The following is a 13,340-nucleotide window of genomic DNA, read 5'->3' as shown; positions in this document are numbered from 1 at the left end:
ATGAGCGAGACCAAGACGGCTCCTATCGCCACACTGCCGGATCAATCCGACATCAGTGCTTCTATTTTTCCTCCCGCTGATCACACAGCAAACTGGAAAAACATGACGCTGCTGGTGCAGCTGCGCTGGATCGCTGTCATTGGCCAGATCGTCACCATTACCGTGGTGCATTCGGCTATGAAAATAACCCTGCCCATTGTCGCGATGGGTGTCGTTCTGTGCGCTTTGGTCGTTCTCAATCTTGCAAGCATATTGTGGCTGCGTCGGCGTCGGAGCGTTACGGCGGCAGCCTTGTTCATTGCTTTGGTCCTGGACGTTGCCGCCCTCACCGTGCAGCTTTACCTGAGCGGCGGGGCAACCAATCCATTCATCTTCCTCTATCTTCTTCAGGTGACGCTCGGCGCAGTGTTGCTTGATGCAAGATTGACATCCGCCATCGTCGCCATCGCCAGCGTAAGCTTTGCCGGGCTGATAATATTCTACAGGCCATTGCTCTTGCCGGGTCATGCGCCTGATGAACTGTTCCGGCTCCATATATTCGGAATGCTTTTATGTTTCATACTTGATGCCGCGCTTCTTGTTGTCTTCATTGCCCAGATCAGTCGCAATTTGCGTGAACGGGACGCCAATCTTGCGGCGCTCAAACAACATGCTGCGGAGGAAGACCATATCGTCCGCATGGGACTTCTCGCGTCAGGTGCAGCGCACGAGCTGGGTACACCACTGTCTTCGCTATCGGTGATATTGGGTGACTGGAGACGTATGCCTGCTTTGTCCCGCGACCCTTCAATGTTGCAGGAGATAGACGAGATGCAGGCTGAGGTTCAGCGCTGCAAGGCAATTGTGACCGGTATCCTGCTATCTGCCGGAGAGGCGCGGGGCGAGTCTCCCAAAATCACAACGGTAAATACTTTTCTCGATGAACTTGTCAGTGAGTGGCGAGCAGCCAGATCCGGCGCGAGGCTGTCTTATGGTAACGCATTTGGGCTTGATATTGCCATTGTGTCCGACTCCGCATTGAAACAGGTCATCTATAACATTCTTGACAATGCCTTCGACGCCTCCCCTAATTGGATAGGTTTTATGGCAGAACGCGATGGCGATACCCTTGTGCTGCGTATCAGCGATGCCGGACCTGGATTTGCCGCCGAGATGCTGGCACAGTTTGGCAAGCCCTATCAATCAAGCAAGGGCAGGCTTGGCGGCGGGCTTGGTCTTTTCCTCGTGGTCAATGCGGTGAGGAAACTTGGAGGTGTCGTGTCCGCCAGAAATCTGCCGCAAGGTGGGGCCGCAGTAACAATGAGTCTGCCACTCGCCTCGCTTGCAATTGGAGCACGTTCCCATGTCCGATAAGCGTCGGTTGATTATTGTCGAAGATGACATCGCTTTCGCCAAGACGTTGAAACGTTCCTTCGAACGACGCGACTATGATGTCCTGCTGGCGTCCAGTCTGGAGGAGCTCACCGAGATTCTGAAAGAGAATTCACCCGGTTATGCGGTCGTCGATCTGAAGCTGGCGGGCGCATCTGGTCTGGCATGTGTCGAGGCATTGCACAGCCATAACGCATCGATGCTGATCGTTGTCTTGACCGGGTTCGCAAGTATTGCGACCGCTGTCGAGGCCATTAAGCTTGGCGCCTGTCACTATCTCGCCAAGCCATCCAATACGGATGATATTGAGGAGGCGTTCAGCAAGGCGTCGGGCAATGCCGATATAGCACTGACTGCTCGCCCCACCTCAATCAAGACGCTGGAATGGGAACGTATTCATCAAATGCTTGTTGAAACGGACTTCAACATTTCCGAAACAGCCAGGCGGCTGGGCATGCACCGGCGTACCTTGGCCCGGAAGCTGGAAAAACGGCGCGTGACCTGAACGGCGTCAGCAACATTTTTTGCGCTATCGTGAAAATAATTTTGTAGCTTTGTCGAATCGGACCTTCCCCAAACGATTATGGGTGTTCAACAAGCTAACTGAAGGAAATCAGATTATGCGTTACGCCTGTCTCATCTATTACAATGCAAAAACACTCTTTGGCGGAAGTCCTGAAGCCAATGCCGCACTTTCCGAATGTGCCAACTATGATGAAAAACTGAAGGAAAGCGGCCATTTCGTCATGGGTGAAGCCCTGGAACTGCCTGAAAACGCCATGACCTTACAGGTCCGCGATGGCAAAATGTCAGCAGTCGATGGGCCCTTCATGGAAACCAGAGAAATGCTGGGCGGGATTATCCTGATTGAAGCCAACGATCTTAATGACGCGGTGCGTGCCGCATCGGGACATCCCTTGGCAAAGATCGGTTCCATCGAAGTCCGCCCGGTTGTCGACTTCAGCACGCCGCCGCCAGAACTGTGAACCGGCCGGGTGCAAACGCCGCCTTTGAAACCATCTATCGTTCCGAAAAGCGCCGCGTCCTTGCAACATTGATCCGTCTTCTCGGCGGATTTGAAGCGGCGGAGGAGGCCTTGCAAGAGGCCTTCACCGCCGCCGCAGAGCGTTGGCCGCGCGATGGTATTCCGCAAAATCCCTATGCCTGGCTCGTCTCTACGGGACGATTCAAGGCCATTGATCGCTGGCGCAAACAGGCGCGGCTCGCTGCTGCCATGCCCGAGCTTACTGCCCTTGCCGATGAACTCTATGAACCTGCAGTGCCAGAAGATATCAGCGATGATGAGCTACGGCTGATCTTCACCTGTTGTCATCCGGCACTTGCCGCCGACGCACGTATCGCCCTCACCTTGCGCGAAGTTGCGGGACTGACGACGGAGGAGATTGCGCGGGCCTATATCGCTCCTGCCCCGACCATCGCCCAGCGTATTGTCAGGGCAAAGAGTAAAATTCGTGAAGATGCTATTCCCTATGAAGTGCCAAGCCATGCCCAACTTCCAGAACGCCTCGAAAGCGTTTTGCGGGTTATTTATCTCATCTTCAACGAGGGCTATGCCGCTACTGAAGGACCGGGGCTGACACGGGCCGACCTTTGCGCCGAAGCAATTCGGCTCGGTCGACTTATGGTTGATTTACTGCCAGACCCGGAAGCTATGGGCCTGTTGGCATTGATGCTTTTGCATGAAGCACGATATCACACCCGTATCGATCAAGCAGGAGATATCATATTGCTGGAGGACCAGGACCGGTCGCTCTGGGATCGTCGCCTGATCAACGAAGCTGGAGCACTGGTGGAGCAGGCATTTGCCGCCCGCAATATAGGTCCCTACGTCCTTCAAGCTGCCATTGCTACCGTCCACGCCAACGCATCGACAACCGAGGGCACGGACTGGGCGCAGATCGTTACGCTATATGATGTCCTGCTGCGTGTGGACCCATCCCCTATAGCAGCCTTAAACCGTGCTGCAGCACTTTCAAAACGTGATGGACCTGAAGCGGGTCTTGCTGCCATCGAAGCAATTATTCAGCAAGGACAACTCCAGAATTATCCATTGGCCTATGCAGCCCGTGCCGATATGCAACGACAGCTAGGGATGGTGGAAGCCGCCGTCGATTCTTATCAGCGCGCCATAGCGCTGACGCGTCAACCTGCAGAGTTGCGCTTTCTCAAGTCGCGCCTCGCAGCCTTGTCATCAGGATAAATTCTCAAAACCCAAATGACTGCTGCGCTGCAGGTGGAACACCAAGATGGACGCCCTCCAATTCAAGCATATGTGCCTTCGCGACCGAACCGCCAGGCGCTGAAAAGCCACCGACCTTACCTCCGGCGGCCAAAACCCGATGGCATGGGATAATCAGAGGAATCGGGTTTTTCGCCATGGCCTGACCAACGTCTCTTGCGGCTTCCGGGCCTGCTCCAAGTTCTTTTGCGATTGTGCCGTATGTGGTGGTATTGCCCCAGCCGAGCCGTCTCGTTTCCGTATAGACCTGCTCGAAAAACGGCTCCTGATCACCAACGTCTACTGCAACACCGGAGAAATCTGTTTCTTCTCCATCAAAGTAACGCTTTGCAGCAGCAATTACTTTCGCAACCTGCGCTGTCGGTTCGCTGGATAGTGCTTGGGGCAAGCGACGAAGCAGAATGCGCTCTGTCGCCTCGGCGCTTTTCGTCGGCAACTGAAACCGCGTAATACCAATATCGTTCCAGGCGATACCGCAGAATCCGCCTGCGGTATCGAAAACACAATAGTGATGTATCGTCTCGTTCATGGAGGCAGCCTCAAACTTCGTTCTGCCTAAAGAATCGTGGACTTCGATAAGAAATTCAATCCGATTCTTGCATGCCCTGTCAGCAGACTTGGTCAGTCGGCAGCGGACATAACAATATCGCAGAGTCCTTTGCGCACGATTTTTTCCGACGTTACCTGCCCCTGCTGGATGTTGAACATGGCATCGACCCGTGTACCCGCGCCCTTCTTGCGAGCCACTATCCGCAAGGTTTGTTCGCGACCGGAGCCCGTGGTCTCTTGGTAAGCGTCAATTGCGCCCAAGGACTTGTCGACCTGTATTCCCAAAAAACCTTCCGCAGCCACCGCCTGAGCAAGTGTTTTCAAAACCTGATCTGCTTTGACCTTTGGAAAAACATATGAGGTTTTGTAATTCATTGCCGTTATTAAGGGAACTCCTGTCACCTTAAAGTTACTTTCGCAAGTTTGCGCATGACTTGCCGAAACACCGACTACCGCAAACAGTAAAGTCAGAACAACTTGTTTTTTCAATGGTAGGACTCCCCCGAGTATGATGAAAAAGCTTGCCAATCTCAATCTGAGAATTTTGCCCTAAAGTAAAGAAGCTTTTTCATCATTATACCAGGAAAGCAAAAACGGGATCGCTTCCCTGGTAACTCTATGGAACTGACGACACGTCAACAGCGTGGAGAAATGCCGCTTTTCCGGTTGCTTATGCTGCTTTGCGAGTAGCTCTCAGGGCATCGTCAAAACTTACATGTCCTGCAAAGCCACCAGCGGAGACTGCCTGTTCTTCATGCTCGATCGCATGGGCGAACCTTACGCCTGCATCAGCTTCCAATCTTTGGTGAAGCGCGCTCAGACCGGGATAGTTAGCGTAGCTTGCTGTCTTGTGAAAATCGCTCCAACGGGCGATTCCCATAAAGTATGCATCTGCCAATGTCCGGTTATCACCCAACAGCCATGGCCGGTTTCCAAGCAGGAGTTCCAAGTCATCATGAGCCTTGGCTACCTTTGTCTTACCATAAGCAACCAGCACCTCCCTTTCGTTTTCATCGCTTGCATGTTCAAGTGCATACCAAAGCGATGCATATGCGTTGAAAAAGGTGGTGTTCAAAAACGCCAGCATCTGGTTCAGGCGATCAAAGTCTTTCGTGCCCTGCCTGAAGGCTATTCCCTGTTCAACAGCTCCGGCTCCGATATGGTTGAGGATTGCCATGCTTTCGCTGATAAACTCGCCGCTTGCCGTACGCAGAGTCGGTGTCTCCCCAATAGGATTGATCTGCCGGTAAGCCTCGCTGGTAACGGTTTCCGGCATTGCAATGCGCGAGAGTTGATAGGGTTGCCCAGACCATTCCAGCGCGACAATCGAACCGAAAGAACAGCCCTCGGGTACCCCGTAAAAAAGTATTTGTGTCATGATTGTTTCCTGTTTTTCCATTCAAGGCTCTTCCGCCTTCACGCCTATTAGTTATTACTATTGGACGATCTTTCGGTAGGCTGCAATTTTGCAACCTATCGTCTACATATGTGGACTATGGGTGATGCGGATGATAAATCTCAATGATCTTTATCTTTTTGTTCAGGCCGTTGAAGGCGGGAGCTTTTCGGAAGCCGGGCGACGTCTCGGTATTCCCAAATCGACAATCAGCAAGCGTATAGCCGAGCTTGAAACGGAGCTGGGTGCGCGCCTTATCCACCGCACATCGCGCAGTTTTTCATTGTCAGACGCTGGCCGTGACTTTTTTAATCATGCCCGTGGTGCGTTGATTGAAGCGGAAGCGGCAGAGAATATCGTTCGAAGCCGCATGGCCGAACCGAGCGGCACGGTGAGGCTGACGGCCTCCATTCCTGCGACACAGTTTTATCTGGCGGACTTCCTTCCGGTAATCGCCGGCACGTACCCCAAGATAAATCTGGAAATGCATGCGAGCGACCGGTTCGTCGATCTTGTCCAGGAAGGCTACGATTTGGCAATTCGCAGTCACTTTGCACCCTTGCCGGATTCGGACCTCATCCAGAAACAGTTGATGCTCGAACCGATATTTGTCGTTGCGTCTCCCGGATATATTTCCGCACGAGGTGCTCCCGCCACCCCGCACGACTTGATCAATCACTTTGGTTTGTTAACTGCTCCCGGAGCAGAAACCTGGCACCTTGTTTCTGACACTGGCGTGGCGGTAGCGGCAAAACCGATCCGGAGAATGATGGCCAATGAATCGATAGCCTTGATCAAGGCGGCTATTGCCGGACTAGGGCTGACATGTCTGCCCTCGTCAATTTGCGCCAGCGCAATCCGAAGTGGAGATTTGGTCCGCGTTTTACCCGGCTGGTCAGCCGGAACTGTGACAACCACATTGCTGATGCCCCATCGTCGCGGTCAATTGCCCAGCGTCCGGGCCGTCGTGGAGTTTTTGTCAGGTCAACTGCCGAGAAGCGTCAACTGACCAATCGCGAGCTGGCATTAGATACATAAACTCGTGAGCGCTCCAGTTCATAACGGATTTGCAATTGTTTCAGAGTACACAATGCCAGATTGCAGACTTCGGTTTGAAACCGGCTTTATGATTGCGTTGAGTAGTGTCCATGTCCGTGTCCGGCAAATCAGAACAAAGAGAACTGGAACGCAAACGGACAAGATTGCGCTCGGGTAAACTTGTGAGCTTGGATGGACAATTCCTCACCGAGTGCCATTTTCAGGATCTGGCCAAAGGCGGAGCCCGCATAAGGATCATCGGCCAGTGCGACATACCTGAGCGTTTCTGGTTATTTGACGATCAATATTGCGGCGCGCTCATCACACACATTGTCTGGCGCAAGAATCTGGATATTGGGGTGCGGTTTGCGCCCGATTCAACCGTCGCTCCATTGAGCGAAAGCGTGCTTCATGCATTGTCGGGCAAATATTATTCACTCGGCTAAAACGGGATCAACCGCGGCTGATACCTTTGGTGTTTTGATCGCGGATTTCCTTGGATGAAATATAATTGAATTGCTGAACCAGGAGATCTTTAACAAGCGGTTCGGGGAAACGCGCATTGACCCCATCGATAATGGCCTGTTTTACGTCCTCGAACTTGACCGCCTCCACCTCCTTCACATCGGAGTAGTGACCGTAAAACTGCCGGAATACCTCATCATTGATGAAAAACGATACCGGTGTTTTGACGGAGGCTTTTACAGCGCTGTCGATCGTATAAATAAGCTGGGTCACAACATAGCCTTGAACGGCACCGTCGATAATAATTGGAACACTGAAAACTTCCGTCTTTCCGTCATCAAGCGGCTGGGCATCATGCGAAGTCACTGCAGCAGTGGCTGAGTTTTGCTGAACAGCAAAATAAAGCGAGCCGAGAGCAACAGCGCATATCCACAATCCGATGATGACGATGCGTATCATGCGCCAAGGCCGTCCCGCATTTGCCGCGCCGTATAAGTGCCATCAGCTTCATGTGTTTCCAGCGCGTCGCGGATTATTCCCGTCAGTTCGCTGACAGCCCGCAGATGCAATTTCAACGCTTCACAATTACGCTCCAGCTTGAGCCTCAGACTGTCAAGAACCGGCTGAAGTGTCTTGAGCGCTGGGTTATCGACCGATTTCACAGCCTTTCCCAGGGCCTTGTTAAAATCCCGCAATCCACGGCTTTTGCTTGCATTGATATCGGCAAGATCAACAGCCCCGCCTTCCATGAGCAGATCTGTCTCATACTCAATAACATCTTCCAATCGCTGGATGGCGATGAGAACAGGACCAAGCGATGGATTAAGACCTATATGCTGCTTGTTGTCGTTGACGGTTTCCATATTCATTCCTTCCAATCTTTCGGCCGCAGCCGTTCGATCTGGTAAAATACCGGGTTTCAACCCTGCTCTTTCGTAGAAATTGGCGAAGTGGTGCCAAGAGGCTGAGCCACTTCGTTTTTAATTCGTTTGGCACTTTGCTCTTCCAGCATGCGTGCAATTCCAATTCCGCCTGCGTCTGCCATCTGATTGGCAAGGGCTTCGGACATCATCGACTTCCAATATCCCCCTGCGATGCCTTCGCCATAGACCGCTTGATTCTCGCCGGTGAACATTGATTCAATGAAGGATTGCAGCATGACGGCTTCAAACTTTTTGAAGGCCGGATTTGAAACAGGTGTGTTTGATTGCACACCCTCGGAACTGACCCTCCCTGCCTGCAAATGGGCAAAACTCTCGCCGGACAGCGGGGTTTGTGCCGCAGCCCGATCAGCAGCCACGCTTCGCAATCTTTCCATCGCTGCCCGCATGGCCTGCGGATCAGCGGCCTTCGTCGCATCCAACACCAAATCAGAAGGCGAATTAATAGACATAAAAGACAGACCCAAACTGTTTCATGTTTGTGACACTAGCTGTTCAAACTTGACTGAGGCTTGAGCCTTCATTTGGGGCTTGTCTTTAATTCGCGGCTTTTCCGAGCAACTGGCTGATATATTCATCGATTTCGACAGTGGCATGGTGGCGTTGTTGTTCGCTTTCATGGGATCGCAACCGGTCGTTCAGGACATCCAGCGTTCTTGAAATCTTCAACAGGTTCTTGCGTTGAACGGCCATCTGATCCGTCAGATGAATTGCTCTCATTCTGTTCGTTTCCAGTCGTCGTATGATGAGGTCTGGAGGAACCAGATCAGCGCCGGGTTTGAATCTGTCATCCTGCATTTTGAATAGCGCCTCGCTCTCATCCCCAATCGCCACTAATTGCGCATTGAGACCGGCAATGGTCAGTTCGGACCGGGCCTTTGCCAGTTTCTGCAATCGGATCAAGGCAAGATATGAAGCACGCTTGCTGGTTGCCATCAAAATGTCCTCAGATAAGAGCCGGCTTCGCTTGTGAACAATCTGAGCAGGTCCGGCATGGCGAAGTAGAGCAGCATGAGACCGCCAGCCAGAACGAATGGCATTGAGATAAAGTAGACAGGAATGGCAGGCGTCAGCTTGTTGATCAGCCCAACAGCAACATTCACGACAACTGCAAAAACAATGAACGGTGCAGCTATGCGGATGGTGCTCATGAACGCCTTTGAAAGCGTGTCTGTCAGATTGACCATGGCTGTGCCCGGCTGGAAAATGCCGTCTACCGGGATCGCGGTATAGGATGACAGGAGCGCGCGAAACACCTCCAGATGTAAATCAGTGATGAAGAAAAGACAGAGCGCCGATAGCGTAACAAAGCTTGCGATTGCTGCTTGCGGCTCCTCACCTTCAATCGACCCGGCCGGTGCCCCGGAATAGCCGACAGTCATTGCGATCGTATTGGCCATGAACTGCAAGGCCCAGAAATACATGCGGGCCAGCACACCGATCAGCCCGCCGACAATAATTTCCACCACAATGATCCGCATCAAAACGAGCGGAGCGGCTTTTGCTGCTGGAGCCACCTGGGTCAGCACCAATGGAACCACCATGAGCGAACATGCCAGGGCCAGAAAAAGCCGTATCTGAACGGGGATGCGCGGGCTGGAAATGCCCGGCATGATCAGCAGGCAAGCACCAACGCGCGCGAACACCAGAAATCCGGCAAGTGCCGTATCACTGAGCGGAAGCATTAGAGCTCACGAGATCGTTCCAAGGGAGCGGACCTCAACACCCCGGGCTATTTCCACATGGGAAAGAACCGATAGGGTTGTGAACAAGCGCTCGATGATCATGCGGATATAGGGCCGCGCTTCCGGCGAAGCGACCAGAACAAAACGCTCTCCCGCATCGAGATGTTTGCGAATTGCGGTGGTCGCTTCCGTTCCAAACTGTTCAAGCAAACGCGGGTCAATGTCGAATTCCGTGACCTCCCCCTTGGCATCCCGCTTGAGGCTTTGATGGAAAACCAGATCCCAGCGATTGCCCAGGCGCAACACGGAAAGCACGCTATTGTCGGCAAGATCGCCGCAAATCTGCTGTGCCATGCGCATACGCACATGCTCGACGATCATCTCCGACCGCCGGACATGCGGCGCCACTTCAGCGATAGCCTCAAGGATTAAATTGAGATTGCGGATCGAGACCCGTTCCGAGAGCAAAAGCTTCAAAACCGCCTGCAAGCCGGAATAAGTGAGATTGGCAGGGCAGATATCATCAAGCAGCTTCTTGTATTCCGGGCCAAGCCGGTCGAGCAGCGCCCGCATATCTTTGTAGGACAGCAATTGCGAGAGATTATTGCGCACGATCTCGCTCAGATGCGTGAGCAGGACCGAAAGATTATCGACAGTCATATAGTTGTCGCGCTTGAGTTCTGCCGCGAATGTTTCGGGAACTGAGTAAGCCTTCATACCGAAAGCCGGTTCGCGCACTTCTTCGCCGGGAACGTGTGGCGGCGGCCGATCTCCGGGAATGACAAGGATTTCGCCGACGCGTAGCTCATGCGACGCCACTACGGTTCCGTGAATTTTGATACGATAGGTTTTCGGTGGCAGCAGAAAATCGTCCGTAACCTTTATTTCAGGCACGACAAAGCCGTATTCGACCGCGAATTTCTTGCGCATTTTGTTGACGCGATGCGCCAGTTCCAATTGCGAGGACATCAACCGCGAAGAAAGTTGCTTGCCAAGGCAAAGTTCGATTTGTGCTGTTTCCAGCGATGCCTTGACAGAATTGCGATCTTCGTCCTCGGCGGTCTTCTGCTTGATCGCCAGTTCAGCCTGCGCCGCGGCGGCAACCCTGGCCAGCTTGCGGGGTACAGAAATGCCAATTGCGGTCAAACCGATGGCAAGGATAAAGAATGGAAATGCTGGCAGACCCGGCAATATACCGAGCACAAAGAGCAGAAGAGCAGCTACGAAAAGAGCTTTTGGATAGGCGCCCAACTGTCCGAACACAGCCTTGTCCGTCGATCCCCGGGTGCCCCCCTTGGAGACAAGCAGACCCGCTGCCAGCGATACGATCAATGCCGGTATTTGCGTAACCAGACCATCGCCGACAGACAGTTTGGTGAATACGTCAGCAGCTTCGCCGACTTCCATACCGTGCCGGGTCACACCAATAATGATGCCACCAAAAATATTGACTGCGGTTATGATCAAGCCGGCAATCGCATCGCCGCGCACGAATTTGGATGCGCCGTCCATCGACCCGAAGAAGGCACTTTCCTCTTCCAATTCGCGGCGGCGGTGCTGTGCTTCCTTCTCATCAATAAGTCCGGAGGACAGGTCCGCGTCAATCGCCATCTGTTTGCCCGGTATGGCATCGAGCGTAAAGCGTGCCCCTACTTCGGCAATACGCGTTGCACCCTTGGTGATGACGAGAAAATTCACGATGATCAAAATTGCGAAGACCACCAGACCGATAACGAAATCACCGCCCATGACGAATTGCGAAAAGCCATGGATGACCTGTCCCGCCGCGGCATAACCTTCGTCGCCGTGGGTTAGAATAACGCGGGTTGTTGCGATATTGAGCGAAAGACGCATCATCGTCGCGATCAGCAGCACAGTGGGGAATGCAGAGAAATCAAGCGGACGCTGTATCCACAGCGAAACCATCAGGATCAACACGGACAGGGCGATCGAAAAGGCAAGTCCGATATCAAGAACCATCGGGGAAACCGGCAGGAATAGTACCGTCAGAATAATGACGATGCCGAGCGCAAGACCGACATCACTGCCGGTCAGGTAGCCCTTATCACCCAGTCGTTTTACTGCTGCCTGCTGCACGGCTTTCTCCTATTGTCGGATGGACCATAGGAGACGAAGCTTACGCGAAGCCCGCGCGTTAGAGCTTTGGATCAAAAACCCTTTTCAATCCGCGAATAGGTCAGCAGCGTCAGCGTATTGATCTGCGAGCCGACAAAAGGTGCGGTCAGAGCAAGCACTGCAAGAATAACCAGTATCTTCGGCACGAATGTCAGGGTGACCTCCTGAATCTGCGTCAGGGCCTGAAACAAGGCAATGCCGACACCTGCAAGCATCGCTGCACCGACCGCCGGGCCGGCGGCTACGATAACCGTCCAGATCGCCTGATTGACAATATCCAGTGCATCAGCTTCGTTCATGGTCAGCTGATGACGATACCGGCCGTAATGATCAGCTCCGCCCCGCCCTTGAGCTTTGCTACCATGCCATCGCTATAGATGCGCACGGATTCGACCACGCCAGAGACTTTGCCATCGGGGCTGGTCACGGTCCGTCCGATGATACCATCCGCTTGAGACAGTGACGAACTTGCCAGTAGCTGTTCAAGTTTGGCGTTCATCTGAACAGCTTGTTCAACACTGGAGAATTGCGCCAGCTGCGTCACCTGCTGCGTTGCGTCCATGGGCTTGGTCGGGTCCTGATTTTTCATCTGGGCCACGAGCAGCTTCAAAAAGGTCTGATAATCAGCGCCCGCAACAGCTTTTGGTGTGTTGGTCTGATTTGTTTGTTCCGTGCCTACGGGCGGAATAGTGGTCATGCTGTCGCCTCCGGCCTTACCTGGCCCGTTTGTGCAGGAATGGCAGCGCCTGAACCACCCGACATGATTTGTGCTTCCAGCGCGTAAAGCCCACGGATCGATTTTAACGCTTCGAAGATGCGGTCATTACAGACCACCTCATCGATGAGCTTCAGCTCTTTTAGCATCTGCTGGTTGGAAAACGTGCCGAGAAGCGCCGTCAGCATGCGCTTGAAAGCCAGGTTCGCCTCGTCCTTTGCCGATGGGTTGATCAGCATGATCTGCGCCGCGAAATAGAGCTGCCGCAGCGGCGTCGTTGTTTCGTCAGCCTGAAGCACATGGCTTCCCAGAAGGAAGCTCACATCATTCATGAATTCGAGCGCGACTTTGCGGTCAGCGCGCAGAACAGCCCCGTTCACATATATTTTTTCGCCAGCGCGCAAGGACACTTTCATGGCATTCAAATTCCGTCGCGAATGGTTTTTGTGATGTCGATTATGCTGTCATAATCGACCGACCTTTCCTGTCGGATGGCTTCCAGTTCCTTCAGAATGAATATGCCTATGGATATCAGCGATGCGCGCAATTCCTGCGGTAACTGGTTTGCCGGATCGCCAAGGTCTTCCATCACAATCATCCACAGACGGGACGTGAACTGGACGGCTTCAATTCCCTTGAACGAATAGCCGTCCTCGTCACGCGCTGCCTCAAGCATCATGATCGATTGATCGAATAATGACCGTTCACGCTCTTTGGCGCTCGTCGCGCCGTCATTGATGATATCGTCGTATCGAGCCTGGTACATTGTCTTCTCAAAGTTTCG

General features: G+C 53.1%; 19 protein-coding genes. 6 read left to right on the top strand and 13 right to left on the bottom strand.

Going from position 1 to position 13,340, the window contains the following annotated elements; translation table 11 throughout:
• The 4 genes from QFZ34_RS04170 (at nucleotide 1) to QFZ34_RS04155 (ending at nucleotide 3,592) form a co-directional block, all read left to right on the top strand.
• Nucleotides 1-1,353, top strand: coding sequence for an ATP-binding protein (locus tag QFZ34_RS04170; protein ID WP_307277348.1), 1,353 nt, complete (start codon nucleotides 1-3; stop codon nucleotides 1,351-1,353).
• On the top strand, nucleotides 1,343-1,876 hold the full coding sequence (locus QFZ34_RS04165) for a response regulator transcription factor (protein ID WP_307277347.1): 534 nt from the start codon (nucleotides 1,343-1,345) through the stop codon (nucleotides 1,874-1,876). Before QFZ34_RS04170 ends, QFZ34_RS04165 begins: the two co-directional genes overlap by 11 nt.
• A 115-nt stretch (nucleotides 1,877-1,991) precedes the next feature.
• Nucleotides 1,992-2,357, top strand: coding sequence for a YciI family protein (locus tag QFZ34_RS04160; protein ID WP_307277344.1), 366 nt, complete (start codon nucleotides 1,992-1,994; stop codon nucleotides 2,355-2,357).
• On the top strand, nucleotides 2,354-3,592 hold the full coding sequence (locus QFZ34_RS04155) for an RNA polymerase sigma factor (protein WP_307277341.1): 1,239 nt from the start codon (nucleotides 2,354-2,356) through the stop codon (nucleotides 3,590-3,592). Before QFZ34_RS04160 ends, QFZ34_RS04155 begins: the two co-directional genes overlap by 4 nt.
• Before the next feature lie 4 nt (nucleotides 3,593-3,596).
• Here the strand turns inward: QFZ34_RS04155 and QFZ34_RS04150 are convergent, their stop codons facing one another.
• From QFZ34_RS04150 to QFZ34_RS04140, 3 genes are all read right to left on the bottom strand, one after another.
• Nucleotides 3,597-4,160 (bottom strand): methylated-DNA--[protein]-cysteine S-methyltransferase, encoded by a 564-nt coding sequence (locus QFZ34_RS04150; protein ID WP_307277338.1) that lies wholly within the window; start codon nucleotides 4,158-4,160, stop codon nucleotides 3,597-3,599.
• Between the two features lie 92 nt (nucleotides 4,161-4,252).
• On the bottom strand, nucleotides 4,253-4,669 hold the full coding sequence (locus QFZ34_RS04145) for a hypothetical protein (protein ID WP_307277335.1): 417 nt from the start codon (nucleotides 4,667-4,669) through the stop codon (nucleotides 4,253-4,255).
• A 181-nt stretch (nucleotides 4,670-4,850) separates the two neighbouring features.
• Complete coding sequence (locus QFZ34_RS04140) at nucleotides 4,851-5,558, bottom strand: glutathione S-transferase family protein (RefSeq protein WP_307277333.1); 708 nt, start codon at nucleotides 5,556-5,558, stop codon at nucleotides 4,851-4,853.
• A gap of 124 nt (nucleotides 5,559-5,682) precedes the next feature.
• Between QFZ34_RS04140 and QFZ34_RS04135 the strand changes: the two genes are divergently transcribed.
• Both QFZ34_RS04135 and QFZ34_RS04130 read left to right on the top strand, forming a co-directional pair.
• A complete protein-coding gene (locus tag QFZ34_RS04135) occupies nucleotides 5,683-6,585 on the top strand; it encodes a LysR substrate-binding domain-containing protein (protein WP_307277330.1) in 903 nt (300 codons plus the stop codon).
• 139 nt (nucleotides 6,586-6,724) lie between these two features.
• The gene (locus QFZ34_RS04130) at nucleotides 6,725-7,060 is read left to right on the top strand and encodes a PilZ domain-containing protein (protein ID WP_115055003.1); all 336 of its coding nucleotides are present in this window, start codon (nucleotides 6,725-6,727) and stop codon (nucleotides 7,058-7,060) included.
• A gap of 7 nt (nucleotides 7,061-7,067) precedes the next feature.
• On the opposite strand, the gene QFZ34_RS04125 is transcribed toward QFZ34_RS04130, so the two are convergent.
• The 10 genes from QFZ34_RS04125 to flaF all read right to left on the bottom strand — a co-directional run bounded on the left by QFZ34_RS04125 (nucleotide 7,068) and on the right by flaF (nucleotide 13,322).
• A complete protein-coding gene (locus QFZ34_RS04125) occupies nucleotides 7,068-7,538 on the bottom strand; it encodes a hypothetical protein (RefSeq protein ID WP_307277328.1) in 471 nt (156 codons plus the stop codon).
• On the bottom strand, nucleotides 7,535-7,942 hold the full coding sequence (locus QFZ34_RS04120) for a flagellar protein FlgN (RefSeq protein ID WP_307277325.1): 408 nt from the start codon (nucleotides 7,940-7,942) through the stop codon (nucleotides 7,535-7,537). The genes QFZ34_RS04125 and QFZ34_RS04120 overlap by 4 nt, the downstream gene beginning before the upstream one ends.
• Before the next feature lie 56 nt (nucleotides 7,943-7,998).
• The gene (locus QFZ34_RS04115) at nucleotides 7,999-8,472 is read right to left on the bottom strand and encodes a rod-binding protein (RefSeq protein WP_115055000.1); all 474 of its coding nucleotides are present in this window, start codon (nucleotides 8,470-8,472) and stop codon (nucleotides 7,999-8,001) included.
• Between the two features lie 85 nt (nucleotides 8,473-8,557).
• Nucleotides 8,558-8,956 carry a hypothetical protein gene (locus QFZ34_RS04110; protein ID WP_307277321.1) on the bottom strand — a complete coding sequence of 133 codons (399 nt, stop codon included), beginning with the start codon at nucleotides 8,954-8,956 and terminating at the stop codon, nucleotides 8,558-8,560.
• Nucleotides 8,956-9,705 (bottom strand): flagellar biosynthetic protein FliR, encoded by a 750-nt coding sequence (gene fliR, locus QFZ34_RS04105; protein ID WP_307277319.1) that lies wholly within the window; start codon nucleotides 9,703-9,705, stop codon nucleotides 8,956-8,958. The genes QFZ34_RS04110 and fliR overlap by 1 nt, the downstream gene beginning before the upstream one ends.
• A gap of 6 nt (nucleotides 9,706-9,711) precedes the next feature.
• Nucleotides 9,712-11,802 (bottom strand): flagellar biosynthesis protein FlhA, encoded by a 2,091-nt coding sequence (gene flhA / locus QFZ34_RS04100; protein ID WP_115054997.1) that lies wholly within the window; start codon nucleotides 11,800-11,802, stop codon nucleotides 9,712-9,714.
• A gap of 71 nt (nucleotides 11,803-11,873) precedes the next feature.
• A complete protein-coding gene (locus QFZ34_RS04095) occupies nucleotides 11,874-12,140 on the bottom strand; it encodes a flagellar biosynthetic protein FliQ (RefSeq protein WP_115054996.1) in 267 nt (88 codons plus the stop codon).
• 2 nt (nucleotides 12,141-12,142) lie between these two features.
• Nucleotides 12,143-12,538, bottom strand: a complete 396-nt coding sequence (flgD, locus tag QFZ34_RS04090; RefSeq protein ID WP_115054995.1) for a flagellar hook assembly protein FlgD — start codon at nucleotides 12,536-12,538, stop codon at nucleotides 12,143-12,145.
• Nucleotides 12,535-12,972, bottom strand: coding sequence for a flagellar biosynthesis repressor FlbT (gene flbT, locus QFZ34_RS04085; RefSeq protein WP_115054994.1), 438 nt, complete (start codon nucleotides 12,970-12,972; stop codon nucleotides 12,535-12,537). Before flbT ends, flgD begins: the two co-directional genes overlap by 4 nt.
• A gap of 5 nt (nucleotides 12,973-12,977) precedes the next feature.
• Nucleotides 12,978-13,322 (bottom strand): flagellar biosynthesis regulator FlaF, encoded by a 345-nt coding sequence (gene flaF / locus QFZ34_RS04080; RefSeq protein WP_115054993.1) that lies wholly within the window; start codon nucleotides 13,320-13,322, stop codon nucleotides 12,978-12,980.
• Nucleotides 13,323-13,340 lie beyond the last annotated feature (18 nt).

Origin of the sequence: Phyllobacterium ifriqiyense (genome assembly GCF_030817885.1) — a bacterium.
Lineage (GTDB): Bacteria > Pseudomonadota > Alphaproteobacteria > Rhizobiales > Rhizobiaceae > Phyllobacterium > Phyllobacterium ifriqiyense.
The sequence above is the reverse complement of the archived record's forward strand: the minus strand, read 5'-3'. Positions and strand labels throughout refer to the sequence as shown.

Bases quoted from the DNA above. Each gene is read 5' to 3' on its own strand.
- QFZ34_RS04120 (WP_307277325.1), bottom strand. From the start codon at position 7,942: ATGGAAACCGTCAACGACAACAAGCAGCATATAGGTCTTAATCCATCG.
- QFZ34_RS04135 (WP_307277330.1), top strand. From the start codon at position 5,683: ATGCGGATGATAAATCTCAATGATCTTTATCTTTTTGTTCAGGCCGTT.
- QFZ34_RS04095 (WP_115054996.1), bottom strand. From the start codon at position 12,140: ATGAACGAAGCTGATGCACTGGATATTGTCAATCAGGCGATCTGGACG.
- flbT (WP_115054994.1), bottom strand. From the start codon at position 12,972: ATGAAAGTGTCCTTGCGCGCTGGCGAAAAAATATATGTGAACGGGGCT.
- QFZ34_RS04115 (WP_115055000.1), bottom strand. From the start codon at position 8,472: ATGTCTATTAATTCGCCTTCTGATTTGGTGTTGGATGCGACGAAGGCC.
- flgD (WP_115054995.1), bottom strand. From the start codon at position 12,538: ATGACCACTATTCCGCCCGTAGGCACGGAACAAACAAATCAGACCAAC.
- QFZ34_RS04130 (WP_115055003.1), top strand. From the start codon at position 6,725: ATGTCCGTGTCCGGCAAATCAGAACAAAGAGAACTGGAACGCAAACGG.
- QFZ34_RS04140 (WP_307277333.1), bottom strand. From the start codon at position 5,558: ATGACACAAATACTTTTTTACGGGGTACCCGAGGGCTGTTCTTTCGGT.
- flaF (WP_115054993.1), bottom strand. From the start codon at position 13,322: ATGTACCAGGCTCGATACGACGATATCATCAATGACGGCGCGACGAGC.
- fliR (WP_307277319.1), bottom strand. From the start codon at position 9,705: ATGCTTCCGCTCAGTGATACGGCACTTGCCGGATTTCTGGTGTTCGCG.
- QFZ34_RS04150 (WP_307277338.1), bottom strand. From the start codon at position 4,160: ATGAACGAGACGATACATCACTATTGTGTTTTCGATACCGCAGGCGGA.
- QFZ34_RS04165 (WP_307277347.1), top strand. From the start codon at position 1,343: ATGTCCGATAAGCGTCGGTTGATTATTGTCGAAGATGACATCGCTTTC.
- QFZ34_RS04110 (WP_307277321.1), bottom strand. From the start codon at position 8,956: ATGGCAACCAGCAAGCGTGCTTCATATCTTGCCTTGATCCGATTGCAG.
- QFZ34_RS04160 (WP_307277344.1), top strand. From the start codon at position 1,992: ATGCGTTACGCCTGTCTCATCTATTACAATGCAAAAACACTCTTTGGC.
- QFZ34_RS04170 (WP_307277348.1), top strand. From the start codon at position 1: ATGAGCGAGACCAAGACGGCTCCTATCGCCACACTGCCGGATCAATCC.
- QFZ34_RS04125 (WP_307277328.1), bottom strand. From the start codon at position 7,538: ATGATACGCATCGTCATCATCGGATTGTGGATATGCGCTGTTGCTCTC.